The sequence below is a fragment of the Caloramator fervidus genome (assembly GCF_900108045.1).
Lineage (GTDB): Bacteria > Bacillota > Clostridia > Clostridiales > Caloramatoraceae > Caloramator > Caloramator fervidus.
In genome coordinates this window covers 1-13,187 of record NZ_FNUK01000034.1, presented here as the reverse complement: position 1 = coordinate 13,187, position 13,187 = coordinate 1, and the positions used below count along the sequence as shown (strand labels likewise).

Below are 13,187 nucleotides of genomic sequence, written 5' to 3'. Positions count from 1 at the left end.
TTCTTTGTATTTATAAAATATTTATCAAAAATGCTTGTAAAAATACTCAAACCCCACTTTTCGTTTTTTGAAAAGTGGGGTTTGTCGACGGTCTGAAAAATACTTAATAAATTGTATTTTTTTTGTTTTTTTTGAGCATATAAATATTTTGTTTTTTGAAAATTCTTATGTTTTATTGAATAAATTTAAATTTTTATGTAAAATAAAATATTGACGGATTTTCTAAAAATTAAAGAGAGTAGGTGCACCATGAAGCTTTGTAGTATATTTAATGTAAAGGAAGGAGATGTTTTAGCCCAAAGTATAATAGATTCAAGGGGTAATATTCTTCTAAGAGAAGGAATAGTTTTAACTAAAAGATATATAAACAAACTTATGGATTTAGGAATAATTTATATTTATGTAAAAGATAAAAATCTTTTTGATATAAAGGGACAGGATATTGAATTTTTAGAAATAAAGACATATGCAGTTAAGTCTTTAAATAGATTGTATTCAAGGATTGAATATTATAATAGTGCCGATTTTAAAGATACTTTACAAACAATAATTGAGCTGGTGGATTATTTAATAGAAAACAAGGAGGTAAGTTTTACATATTTAACAGAGCTAAAAACATACGATAACTATACCTTTGTTCATTCGCTAAATTCTTGCGTTGTAGCTCTTTTTTTGGGTGTTCAGCTTTCATATTCAAAGCCAATGTTAATAGATTTAGGAGCAGGAACTATTCTTCATGATATTGGGAAAATAAAAATACCCCATAGTATATTAAATAAAGATGGAAAGCTTACCGACGAAGAGTATGATATTATGAAAACCCATTGTGAGTTAGGATATGATATTATTAAAGATATAAAAGGAATTAATGAAAGGGAAAAAAGTATAGTTTTAGAGCATCATGAAAGATATGATGGTAAAGGATATCCTAAAGGCCTTTCTGGTAATAAAATATCTAAATTTGCTAGAATAGCTTGTTTATGTGATGTTTATGATGCTTTAATTAGCGATAGAGTTTATAGAAAAGCTTTTCCTCCAAATGAGGCTTATGAATTTATATTAGCTTCATCTGGAACTTATTTTGATCCAGAGATTGTAAATCTTTTCAAAAAACATTTTTGTGTTTATCCTTTAGGTATTGAGGTTAAATTATCTAATGGATATCATGCTTACGTAGTTGGACAAAACAAAGGATTTCCAGACAGACCAAAAGTTAGAGTGTTTAAGGATGACGGTGGAGTTGAAATATCACCTTATGATATAAATCTTGTAGAAAAACCAAGCCTATGTATAGAAGGTATAATATTTTAGGTGATGTTATGGGCATATTATTTGTAGTAAATCCTAAAGCAGGAAATGGAAAAGCTAAAAAAGTAGCTGATTTGATTGATAGCAAATTAAGGGGCAAAAAAGTAGATTATAAGATAACTTTTACTAAAGCTCCAGAGGATGCAACTGAAATTGTTGTTAAGAATTCTAATTTGTTTAATAGAATAGTTTCAGTTGGAGGAGATGGTACATTAAATGAAGTAGTAAATGGAATTGTAGGAAAGGATTTAGAATTAGCGTTATTCCAGCAGGGACAGGAAATGATTTTGCAAAAATGCTATATCCAAGTTTAGACATTAAAAAAATTATTGATTGGGTTGTTTATGGAGATATAGAGAAAATAGATGTGGGAAGATGTAATGATAAATATTTTATAAACATAGCAAGTGCCGGATTTGATGCGGAAGTAGCAAATAAAGTTCAAAGGACTAAAAAAGTTTTTTCTGGAAAAGCAGCTTATTTGTATTCTCTTTTTAAAACGTTAATATCCTATAAAGGAATATTCTTTAAAATTCACATTGACAATAATTTGTTTTTTTCTAATACTTTATTAATAACGGCTTCTAATGGAAGATTTTACGGTGGAGGAATGATTCCAACTCCAAATGCAGATATTCAAGATGGATATTTTGATATTTGTCATGTAAAAACTTTAAACAAACTAAAACTGCTTGCCTTGTTGAATAAATATATAAAAGGAACCCATACGGAGCTTAAAGAGGTTACAATTTTTAAAGGTAAAAGTTTAAAAATAGAGTCTGAAAAAGTTTTTTCGGTAAATCTAGATGGGGAAATAATAAGGACAGATAAGGCTGAATTTGAAATTTTAAAGGATGCTGTAAAGATAGTTTTTCCCAATAATTTATATTGACTTAAGTGTTATACTTTGCTAAAATAGGATTGGAACACGAAGTTCCATAGGTTTAAATTTTTAAAAGTTGAGAATAACCCACGAAGGGTTAATACCTTCGTGGGTTATTTTTACATATTTATCGATAGGGGGTTGAGGTATGAATAAGGAGCTATGGAGAAGATGTGTTGAGTTTCACGGACATGAGTGTCCAGGACTTGCAATAGGATTTAGAGCCTGTGAAATTGCAGTAGAAAAACTTAATTTGAGTTTTTCTAAGGATGAGGAGGTTGTATGTATAACAGAAAATGATGCCTGTGGTGTAGATGCTGTTCAAGTTATAACAGGATGTACTGTAGGAAAGGGTAATTTAATATTTAAAGACAGAGGTAAAATGGCTTTTTCGTTTATTAAAAGACAGACGGGAGAAGGAATAAGAGTAGTATTAAAACCTTTAAGCACAGAAATGTCACGAGAAGAAAGACAAAGGTATATTTTAGAGGCTCCAGCAGAGGAGGTATTTGAAATAAAGCCTTTAAATACTAAACTACCTGAAAAGGCGAGAATTTTTAATAGCATAATTTGTGAAGAATGTGGAGAGGCTACAGCAGAGCATAGAATAAGAATTCAAAATAATAAGAAGGTTTGTTTAGACTGTTTTAAAGAATATACAAGAGGATGGTAAAAATGCAAGCAGGAATTATATATAAAAGATATGTAAACAGAAAAAAGTATGTAGTTATAGTTCTTGTTGCTATTTTATTTACTTTATTATTTATATCTTTAAATTTAGGTTCAAGCAAAGCTACACTGATAAATTTAATGGCTTTTTTTAAAGGCATAAAGGATGAGTCTGCAAATTTGATTCTTTGGAGGATAAGACTTCCAAGAATACTTGCTGCAATTGTAGCAGGTGCTGCACTTTCGATTTCAGGCTGCATAATGCAGAATAATTTAAAAAATCCCCTTGCATCTCCATTTACCCTTGGAGTTTCTAATGCAGCAGCCTTTGGTGCTAACGTTGCAATAATTCTTTTAGATGCAGGCTCAACCCAAAGCAGCACAAAGGATGCAGTGATAATAAATAATCCTTATTTGGTTAGCATCTGTGCCTTTGTATTTTCAATGTTTGCTACGCTTATTGTTGTAAAGCTAGCAAAACTTAAATTTTTCAGTAAAGAGGCAATAGTTTTATCAGGTGTAGCTTTAGGTTCTCTTTTTACGGCAGCTACAACACTTTTACAGTATTTTGCACAGGACTATCAAGTTGCCGCAGCCGTATTTTGGACCTTTGGGGATTTAGGAAGGGTATCCTATAAAGAAATTTTGATTATGGTAGTTATTACCTTAATATCTTATGTATATTTTTACATCCATAGATGGGATTATAATGCGTTAGAGGCCTCTGATGATGTTGCAAAATCTTTAGGTGTTGAAGTAGAAAAGCTACGTCTAAGAAGTTTATTGTTGGTTTCGTTAGTGACAGCAACAGCGGTATCTTTTGTAGGTGTCATAGGTTTTATTGGTCTTATTGCATCACACATAATGAGGAGGATTGTAGGAAGTGATTTGAGGTTTTTAATACCAACTTCTACAATTTTAGGGTCAGTTATATTGCTTTTATCAGATACCCTTGCAAGAACTATTATTAGTCCCATTGTACTTCCAGTTGGAGTTTTAACATCATTTTTAGGGGCTCCCCTTTTTCTATATCTTTTAATAAAGGGGGAGGATAAGAGGTGATATTAAAGGTAGATAACTTAACTTTTTCCTACCGTAGCAAAAAGGTTTTGGATAAAGTAAGCTTTAGTATAGATAAAGGAGAATGTGTTGCTGTTCTTGGTGTAAATGGTGCTGGAAAATCTACACTGCTAAAGTGTATTAATAAGATACTTAAACCAGATGGTGGATGTGTTTTTATTGAAGGTAAGAACTTAAATAAAATGTTACAAATTGAGGTTGCAAGGAATATTGCTTATGTTCCACAGCGTGCAAATGTGTCAAGAATGACGGTCTTTGATGCGGTTTTGTTAGGAAGAAAACCATATATTAATTTGGATGTAACTGATAAAGATATTGAAATTGTAAATGATATATTAAAACATCTTTCCCTTGAAAGTTACAGCTTAAAATATATAGATGAATTAAGCGGAGGAGAGTTTCAAAAGGTTCTTATTGCAAGAGCCCTTGCACAGCAACCTAAGGTGTTACTACTTGATGAACCAACCAGTAATTTAGATTTAAAAAATCAAATTGAGGTTTTGGATTTTATAAAGAATATTGCAAAGGAGAAGGGAATTTCAGTAATTGTTGTAATACACGATTTAAATTTGGCCTTAAGATTTGCAGATAAATTTATACTAATGAAGGATAGTAAAATATACTCAGCTGGAGGAGAAGAAATTATTACAGAAAAGGCAATTAGGGATGTTTATTCTGTGGATGTAGAAATAGAGAATATAAGGAATAAAAAAATAATAATACCAATTTGAAGGAGGTGTGAAAGTGAAAAAAAGCTTAGCATTATTTTTATCAATTATAGTGATATTTTTGTCTGTTTTTATAGTAGGATGTGACAGCAAAGAATCAAAGAATAACCAAAAGGAAGTAGTAGTTACGGATTTGTTAGGAAGGGAAGTAAAAATTAAAGAGAATATTAAAAGAGTTGTAGCAATAGGGCCAGGGGCATTAAGGCTCTATGTGTATGTAGGTGATAAAGAAAAAATTGTTGGAATTGAGGAATTTGAAAAGAAGAATTTAAAGGGAAGATCATATATTATAGCAAATAAGGAACTTATGGATTTACCTGTAATTGGACTTGGAGGACCAAATAATCCACCGGATCTAGAAAAGCTTATAGCAGTAAAACCAGATGTGATTTTTACAACCTATCCAAAGGATAAGCAGGAGGCGGATAATCTTCAAAGTAAAACAGGTATTCCAGTTGTAGCAATAAGTTATGGAAAAGGAGCTTTATTTGATAGTGCAGTTAATGAATCTTTAAAGCTAATTGGTAAGATAGTAAACAAGGAAGAAAGAGCAAAGCAAGTAGTGGATTTTATAGAAAATACAAAAAAGGATTTAGAAAAAAGAACATATAATATAAAGGATGAAGATAAACCTTATGTGTATATTGGTGCCCTTGGAATGAAGGGAATACATGGTATAGAAAGTACACAAGGTAAATATCCTATTTTTACTGTATTAAATATTAAAAACGTTGCAGATGAAACAGGAAAAATAGGAAGTGTTATGATTGATAAGGAAAAATTGGTTGAATGGGATCCACCTATAATATTTATTGATTTGGGTGGTCTTGAGATAGTTAAGCAGGATTATAGTAAAAATTCAAAATTCTATGATTCGCTTACTGCCTTTAAAAAAGGCAATGTGTATTCGCAGCTACCATATAACTTCTATGGCACAAATATAGATACAGCTTTGGTTGATGCCTACTTTATAGGAAAGATAGTTTATCCTGAAAAGTTTAAGGATATTAATATAAAGGAGAAGGCAGATGAAATATATAAATTTTTTGTAGGAAAAGAATTGTTTGATAAGATGCAAGAAGACTTTGGTAAGTTAGATAAATTAAATCTTAAATTTTAAAACGCATAAATAGTAAAGCCCCATGAAAGATTATTTTTTATAAGCCAATCTTCCATGGGGCTTAAAATAATTTTTTATGTTTTTTTAATGCTTCTTTTATATGTTGGATTATATTCAGTCCAGCTATCTAGACCGGTGTCCCTTTCGATTGCAAGGTGAAATGCATTTATTTCAGCGCTTGCTTTATCTGCATTATGAACCGCTATTGCTTCTATTGTCATGGGAACTACTGGGGAGCCCATCTCTAGCATTCCATGATGAGATAGTATGCAGTGTATTAATTCGTATTTTAGCTCGTTTGGAAAATCTTTTATTTCTGATATAGCCCTGCTTACAAGGTCAGCTCCTAGTGTTATGTGACCTAAAAGACGTCCCTTTGTTGTATATTTATTTTCAGGAAAAGGTGAAAGTTCATAAATTTTTCCTATATCGTGTAAAAGTGCAGCTGCAAGGGCTACGTCATACTTTATATATGTAAATATGTTGCAGTAGTTTTGAACTATTTTAGCAACTTCTATAGTATGATGAGCAAGTCCACCTTGGTAGGCGTGATGTATTTCAGCTCCAGCAGCTTTTTTATAAAAATGTTTTTTTACGTCAGGAAGATTAAATACATTTTCAAGTAAAGTTTTAATATAAGGATTTTTTATAGTAGATATGAGTTTTTCAATCTCTTTTATCATATCACTTTCGTTTACAAAGCCTGTTGGTATAACTGAGTTTAAAAGTTCCTGTGAGGGATTAAATATTCTTTGAATATTGCTTATGTGAAGCTGAATACTACCTTTAAAATTCTTTGCAATTCCAGATATATATGCAAGGCACCCTGGAACTATTTCTTCTCCTATTTTTTCATCGTCATTCCATATTTTCGAATCATAGCTTTTAAGCCCTATACTTACTTGAAGATGATAATAACCTTTATTATTTTGGTCAACTTTTTTAGTTATTTGTCTTACGGCTACAGCGATATTTTCGAATTTTTGGTTAATATTAAGCTGCATAAAATCACCTCGAGTTATATTATACATAATTTTTTAAAATTAAAACATATAATATTATTGAAAAAAGCAAAAAGTAATGTATAATAATATTGTAAGACATCTGGGTGTAGCGCAGGTGGTAGCGCGCCAGAATGGGGTTCTGGAGGTCGCTGGTTCAAGTCCAGTCACCCAGACCAAAGGCCTGTAAATTAACAGGCCTTTTTATTTTTATATCCCCCTTATGTAACAATTTATCTTAAGAATACATATATATTATTAAGGGGGGAGGATTATGCCAAAAATTTGTATAGATCCAGGACATGGCGGAAAGGATTCTGGAGCAGTAGGTATTTTTAAAGAAAAAGATTTGAATTTAAAGGTAGCTTTAAATCTTGGAAAAATTTTAAAAGATAGCGGTCAAACTGTTGTGTTTACAAGAACAACGGATGTATTTATAGAACTAGCAGATAGAGTTAGAATTTCAAACAATGAAAGGGCAGATGTATTTGTATCAATACACCAAAATGGAGCGCCTAACAATTCAGCAAGGGGAGTTGAAACTTATTATTATAGAGGAAGTGAAAAAGGAAAGGCATTAGCTTTAAATATTCAAAAGGAACTAGTAAATTTAAATTATACCCTTGATAGGGGAGTAAAAGAGGCTGAATATTATGTTATAAAATATTCAAAGGCTGTAGCAGTTTTAGTTGAATGTGGATTTGTTACAAATGAGCAAGATGCAAAGGCGGTAGATGAAAAAGCCTATGAAATAGCTTTTGCTATTGCAAAGGGAATAGGAAAATTTTTAGGCTTTGAAGTAAAACAAAGGATAGTAACGGTTGTAGCGGATGTTTTAAACATAAGAAAAGGCCCTTCTGTTAAATACCAGGTTGTTGGAACTTATAAAAAAGGTGATAAGATAGTAATAATTGAAGAACAAGATGGATGGGGAAGAACGGATAAGGGATGGATTAATTTAAATTATGTAAAAAAACCTGCAGGGTAACCCTGCAGGTTTTTTTAACAGCATCTTCTGCATCTTCTTTTGCAACAGTCATGATGGCCACATAAAAGGAATAGCAATAACCAACACAAATTCCTTGACATAATCTCACCTCTTTTAATTTTTCTTATTATATTATATTTTATTCGACGGATTTTGACACAAAATAATAGTGTTGAATAATATTACGATATGTAATATAATATACCTATAAAGGGTATAGGAGGGATGAGTATGCAAATAAAAATGACTCAAGATGCAGCTTTAGAACTTAAAAAGAAAATAGAAGAAAAGGGAGATGATTACGGAGTTAGAGTATATATTGCAGGTTTTGGATGAGGTGGCCCAAACTTTGGAATGGTACTGGATGTACCTAAAGAAAATGATAAGGTTTTTGAGGTAGAAGGGATAAAGATAATAATCGATGAAGATATGGCAGACTATGTTCCAGGTTTTGTAATAGATTATAGAAATACATTCTTTGGAAAAAGATTTTCAGTAGAATCCCTATATGGGGGAGGATGTAAGTAAGGGCTTTATGCCCTTATTTTTTTTGTATATAATAATATTATTGCAAAGAAGATAAACAACATGGTTAAAATAAATTTGGGAGGTTTTTGTATGAAGGAGGTAGTAATAACTTCAAACGAAGCAGGACAAAGGTTGGATAAATTTTTAAGAAAGTATCTTAAAAATATGTCCCTTGGAAGTATATATAAAGCAATAAGAAAAAAAGAAATTTTAGTAAATGATAGTAAGGCAAATGAAAGATACATATTAAATGAGGGAGATAGGATTACTTTTAATTTTGAAGTAGATGAAGTTAAAAAAGACAAAAATTTAAGATTCCTTGAGATCGAAGCTTTAGATTTAAAAGTTGCTTATGAGGATGAAAATATAATAATTGTTGAAAAACAAAGAGATAAACTAGTTCATCCTGATGAAGGAGAAGAAGTAACTTTAACCGACGAGGTATTAGCCTATCTTTATGATAAAGGAGAATATGATCCTTTTAAAGAAAAGGTATTTTCTCCATCACCATGTAATAGACTTGACAGAAATACAGAAGGTTTAGTTATTTTTGCTAAAAATTATGAAGCCTTAAAGCTTATGAATGAAGCTATAAGGGAAGGAAAGGTTAAAAAGTATTATATGGCTTTAATTAAAGGAAAATTAAAGGATGGAACTTATATAGCTTATCTTTATAAAGATAAGAAGAAAAATAAGGTTATGGTATCTGAAGATAAAATAAAAAATTCAAAGGAGATAGTAACAAAAATAAAGACTTTAGAAACCGTGGGGGCTTTTTCAGAAGTTGAAATAGACCTTATTACAGGAAGATCTCATCAAATAAGGGCTCATCTTGCAAGTTTAGGAAATCCTATAATTGGAGATCCAAAGTATGGACATAGAAAATTAAATAGTATGTTTTATAATAAGTTTGGGCTTGATAGTCAACTTCTTGTAGCCAATAAGCTTATATTTAAGAATATGGAGGGTAAGTTAGAATATTTAAATAATAAAATAATAACTATGGCTTTGCCTCCAATTTATAGAAAAGTAAGGCATGAGTTATTCAAGTTTTAATGTTTTTTGTAATATACTTTTACTAAAGCATTTTTAATTAGTTTGTGTTATGAAAAAATTAATTGTTTTAATAGTTTTATTTTGCTTTTTAGTTTCAAAAAAGGAAGTTTTTAAGTATGAGAAAATTTATAATGGCATAAAGAGTATAGTTTATATAGAAACTATAGAAGGATATAGCCAATGGGATGGAAAACTTAAATTGTCAAAAAAGATTTTTTATTCATATCCTGATAAACTTAGAATAGATTATATTGATGAATTAAACTCGGTTGAAATAATAAATGGAGATAAATACTATTATTCTAATGACAGATTAGATCATGTAAAGGTAAGGTGGAATATACCAATTATAAATCTTGATATATTTGAATTAATGAAAAATTTAAATGGAAAAGAGATTTTAGGATATGAAATAAAGGATGATTTAAGGTTAAAGATAATAGGAATTAAAAGTAAAGTTGATAATGTAAGTTATTTAACAAAGGTTTGGATAGGAGAATTTAAAGGATATGAACTTCCCTTTAAAGTTGAGTATTTTGTTAATAATAAGATTGTATCTTTAAAAAAGTATGAATATTTTTCAGTAAATGATATTTTAGACAACAATCTTTTTTCAAGTTTGAATTTTAAAAAAAGGTTTGAATTTGATGGAAGCGAGGCTTGTTATATAACCTTAGAAGATGCAAAGAGATTTATAAATTTTTTTCCTATATTGTCCAGTGACAAAAATTATTTTCTTTCTGAGGTTAAATTGATAAAAAGTGATAATAAAGTTGTTTTAGGATTAGCTTACTTAAAGGATAATTTTAAAATAGAGGTTTATGAAAGAAAGGCTAATAAAGAGGATTTAAAGGATATAAAGTTTTTTGAAGATAAGGTTTTAATAAGTTTTTGTGATAAAGATGTTTACTTTGAGGTTTTAGGTCCAAGAAAAAATTATTCTGATATTTTGAATTTTTGTTTAAGTTTATCTAAAAATATAAATTTTATGTTAGATGGGGAGTATAAAGATGGACAGGATAATTTTTAAAGTTACAAAGGAAGATGAAGGAAAAAGGCTTGATAATTTTTTAAAATATGAAAAAGGATTTTCAACAAGGCTTATTAAAAAAATAACTAAAAACGACTGTGTATTTATAAATGGAAAAGTTGCATGGGCAGATGATATTTTAAAAGAAGGAGATGAAATTGAAGTAATTATAAAGGAAAACAAATCTCAAGATATTAGCCCTGAAGATATTCCTTTAGACATAGTTTATGAGGATGAAGATGTTTTAGTGGTAAATAAGCCTCCTTTTATGGTTGTTCATCCTACTAAAAGCCATCAGTCAGGAACTCTTGCCAATGGTGTTATGAATTACTTTACAAAAACCAGTCAGAATTGTATTGTAAGGCTTGTAAATAGATTGGATAGAGATACCTCTGGGCTTGTTATTATAGCTAAAAGCCAGTTTGCTCATCAAGCTATGGCAAAGATGTTTGAAAACAATCAAGTTAAAAAGGAATATTTAGCAATAGTTGAGGGGAAAATGGAAGGAAAAGGGACGATTGACCTTCCAATTGATAGGCCTTCTTTAGATTCAGTTAAAAGATGTGTCATAGAGACAGGACAAAGGGCTATAACTCATTATGAAGTTATAAAGTCTAATAATGAGGTTTCTTTAGTAAAGTTACTCCTTGAAACAGGAAGAACTCATCAAATTAGGGTTCATTTAAGCCATATAGGACACCCAATTTTAGGGGATGAGCTTTATGGTAATAAAAGTCATTTTATAAATCGTCAAGCTCTTCATGCCTATAAGCTTGTCTTTAAAAAAGTAAGAGGAGACAGCCTTGTGGAATGTAAAGCGGATCTTCCTTTGGATATGTTGAAGGTTCTTAAAGAATATAACTTAGAATAGGGCATAAAATGCCCTATTCTATTATTTCAAGTAGGGCTATATAAATAGAGTATATTGCAAGTATAAATATCAATGGATTAACTATTATTTTATTTAATATTTTTGAAACAAGAAGGCATGTTAAAAATATTAATAGATGTTTAATTATATCTTTTTTTATTTCAAAATTTAAATTTAAGCTTGAATTTATTGCAATAAAATTTATCATTAAACCTACTATTGCTGATATTATAAAATTTATACAGTAGGCGTAGATATTTATTTTAGGAATCGACATGAAAAAATAAATTATAGTTAAATCTATTATTGAAAGCATTAAAGAATTTATCATAACTTGTTTTTGCTTGCCTAATGCGTTTAAGATTGAAAAGCTTATCATTTCAACATAGACTAATGGAAGGCCGTAGGATAAAGTTTTAATAAGTTTTGCTATGGAAGGTTCTTTGTAAAACAATATTGATATCTTATCGGGGATGTTGTTTAGTATTATAAAACTAGATAAGGCTAAGATTAAAGCTATTTCTATTGATTTATATATTCTTCTTTTTACTGCAGAGTAGTTTTTAAGGACCAAAAATTCTGATATAGAGGGAATAAGTATTATGCTAATGGAATTTAAAATTACAGTAGGATAAAACACTATGTTTAAAGCCATTCCAGAAAGCTTCCCAAACATAGAAAGGGCATCTTCATAGCTAAATCCTGCAGCTTGAAGTCTGTTAGGTATTAAAACAGAGTTTAACATACTAAATATGGTAGAGAAAATTCCATTAAAGGCAAGGGGAATGGAAAGCTTTAAAGTATCATAAAGAAGTTGAAGGGGAGAGTCAGGTTTATCAAAGGATTTGTTTTTTGTTTTATAAATTTTATAGCATGCCCAAAATAAAATTAAACTTGAAAGTTCCCCACAGCTTAAAGCTAACATAGCAGATGCACAGCTTAACTCAAGACTTATATTTTTTAAAACTTTTACTAAGGGGAACATAACAATTATTCTTATTATTTTTTCTATAATATCTATAAAAGCTGGCTCTAAAACTTTTTGAAGCCCATAGTATACTCCTTTGTATATTGAAGATATTGAAACTATAACAAGAGCAGGTGTAAAGGCAAGAATGCTATAATAGGCTGTTGAATCCTTTAGTATTAAATTAGAAAAGCTTTTAGCAAATATTATCACAAGGGAAGTAATCACAATAGACCAAAAAAGTTCAAATAAGGATACTATTTTTACAGTTTTGTAAAGTTCGTTTAATTTTCCTTTAGCTTTTTTTTCAGATGCAATTTTAGATATTGAAACGGTAATTCCTCCTCCGGTTATAAAAAGAAACATATTGTAAAGAGGCATTACAAGTTGATATATTCCTACTCCTTTTGCTCCTATTTGTCTTGAAAGTATTATTGAAAATATAAAGTTTAATGTTCCGGTTATTATGTTTGATAAAACAAGTATTATAGTTTTTTTATAAAAATCTGAAGTTTTCATTTTACCCCTTAGAAAGTAATCTATAACATTAATATTTTAAATTTTTATTTTATATGCAAAAAAGGAACACCAAATTGGTGTTCCTACAGACCGTCGACAAACCCCACTTTTCAAAAAACGAAAAGTGGGGTTTGAGTATTTTTACAAGCATTTTTGATAAATATTTTATAAATACAAAGAAATTTTTGCCCTTTCCAGGGCCGTTTTGTCCCTTCTTCCACATCCAATTTGCCATCTTCTTTAAGTTAAAGCAAGCACAAACAAGCATCGCTTGCATGGACACTTTTTCTATCCCTCTTAGTGTTGTCCATCGCAAACCATGCTTCTCCTTCAAGTCAGCAAATACCCTCTCTATGGTTTTGCTTCTATCTTTATATAGTTCTTTGCATTCGTATGTATGTCTCAAATGTTCTACTTCTTCTAGATATCCTTCCCATAT

General features: G+C 30.1%; 13 protein-coding genes, 1 tRNA gene and 1 pseudogene. 12 read left to right on the top strand and 3 right to left on the bottom strand.

Translation table 11 applies throughout. The features are described 5' to 3' along the window. The first annotated feature begins 249 nt into the window (after positions 1-249). The 6 genes and pseudogenes from C4R78_RS09005 (at position 250) to C4R78_RS08975 (ending at position 5,788) form a co-directional block, all read left to right on the top strand. Positions 250-1,311, top strand: coding sequence for an HD-GYP domain-containing protein (locus C4R78_RS09005; RefSeq protein ID WP_103896717.1), 1,062 nt, complete (start codon positions 250-252; stop codon positions 1,309-1,311). Continuing rightward, positions 1,287-2,200: pseudogene (locus C4R78_RS08995) on the top strand (diacylglycerol/lipid kinase family protein). Before C4R78_RS09005 ends, C4R78_RS08995 begins: the two are co-directional and overlap by 25 nt. A gap of 139 nt (positions 2,201-2,339) precedes the next feature. Continuing rightward, the gene (locus tag C4R78_RS08990; protein WP_103896714.1) at positions 2,340-2,864 is read left to right on the top strand and encodes an FmdE family protein; all 525 of its coding nucleotides are present in this window, start codon (positions 2,340-2,342) and stop codon (positions 2,862-2,864) included. Positions 2,865-2,866: 2 nt separating this feature from the next. Beyond that, positions 2,867-3,922, top strand: coding sequence for a FecCD family ABC transporter permease (locus C4R78_RS08985; protein WP_103896713.1), 1,056 nt, complete (start codon positions 2,867-2,869; stop codon positions 3,920-3,922). Then, entirely contained in the window at positions 3,919-4,671 is a 753-nt protein-coding gene (locus tag C4R78_RS08980; RefSeq protein ID WP_103896712.1) for an ABC transporter ATP-binding protein, read from the top strand. Before C4R78_RS08985 ends, C4R78_RS08980 begins: the two co-directional genes overlap by 4 nt. A gap of 13 nt (positions 4,672-4,684) precedes the next feature. Beyond that, entirely contained in the window at positions 4,685-5,788 is a 1,104-nt protein-coding gene (locus C4R78_RS08975) for an iron ABC transporter substrate-binding protein (protein ID WP_103896711.1), read from the top strand. Between the two features lie 74 nt (positions 5,789-5,862). Here C4R78_RS08975 and C4R78_RS08970 read toward each other — a convergent pair whose 3' ends face one another. Then, positions 5,863-6,792: a 3'-5' exoribonuclease YhaM family protein gene (locus C4R78_RS08970; protein ID WP_159945882.1), complete on the bottom strand. Its 930-nt coding sequence runs from the start codon at positions 6,790-6,792 to the stop codon at positions 5,863-5,865. Positions 6,793-6,892: 100 nt separating this feature from the next. Here C4R78_RS08970 and C4R78_RS08965 point away from each other — a divergent pair. The 6 genes from C4R78_RS08965 (at position 6,893) to C4R78_RS08945 (ending at position 11,262) form a co-directional block, all read left to right on the top strand. Then, positions 6,893-6,968 (top strand) — tRNA-Pro (locus C4R78_RS08965). Positions 6,969-7,063: 95 nt separating this feature from the next. Beyond that, the gene (locus C4R78_RS08960; RefSeq protein WP_103896709.1) at positions 7,064-7,777 is read left to right on the top strand and encodes an N-acetylmuramoyl-L-alanine amidase; all 714 of its coding nucleotides are present in this window, start codon (positions 7,064-7,066) and stop codon (positions 7,775-7,777) included. 231 nt (positions 7,778-8,008) lie between these two features. Next, complete coding sequence (locus C4R78_RS09685) at positions 8,009-8,305, top strand: iron-sulfur cluster biosynthesis family protein (RefSeq protein WP_341456815.1); 297 nt, start codon at positions 8,009-8,011, stop codon at positions 8,303-8,305. A gap of 90 nt (positions 8,306-8,395) precedes the next feature. Continuing rightward, complete coding sequence (locus tag C4R78_RS08955) at positions 8,396-9,361, top strand: RluA family pseudouridine synthase (protein ID WP_103896708.1); 966 nt, start codon at positions 8,396-8,398, stop codon at positions 9,359-9,361. Positions 9,362-9,410: 49 nt separating this feature from the next. Further along, the gene (locus C4R78_RS08950; RefSeq protein WP_103896707.1) at positions 9,411-10,391 is read left to right on the top strand and encodes a hypothetical protein; all 981 of its coding nucleotides are present in this window, start codon (positions 9,411-9,413) and stop codon (positions 10,389-10,391) included. After that, on the top strand, positions 10,372-11,262 hold the full coding sequence (locus C4R78_RS08945) for an RluA family pseudouridine synthase (RefSeq protein WP_103896706.1): 891 nt from the start codon (positions 10,372-10,374) through the stop codon (positions 11,260-11,262). The genes C4R78_RS08950 and C4R78_RS08945 overlap by 20 nt, the downstream gene beginning before the upstream one ends. A gap of 13 nt (positions 11,263-11,275) precedes the next feature. On the opposite strand, the gene spoVB is transcribed toward C4R78_RS08945, so the two are convergent. Both spoVB and C4R78_RS09625 read right to left on the bottom strand, forming a co-directional pair. Then, positions 11,276-12,748: a stage V sporulation protein B gene (spoVB, locus tag C4R78_RS08940; RefSeq protein ID WP_103896705.1), complete on the bottom strand. Its 1,473-nt coding sequence runs from the start codon at positions 12,746-12,748 to the stop codon at positions 11,276-11,278. 49 nt (positions 12,749-12,797) lie between these two features. After that, positions 12,798-13,187: transposase (locus tag C4R78_RS09625; RefSeq protein ID WP_146057686.1), on the bottom strand; the 390-nt coding region annotated here is incomplete at its 5' end.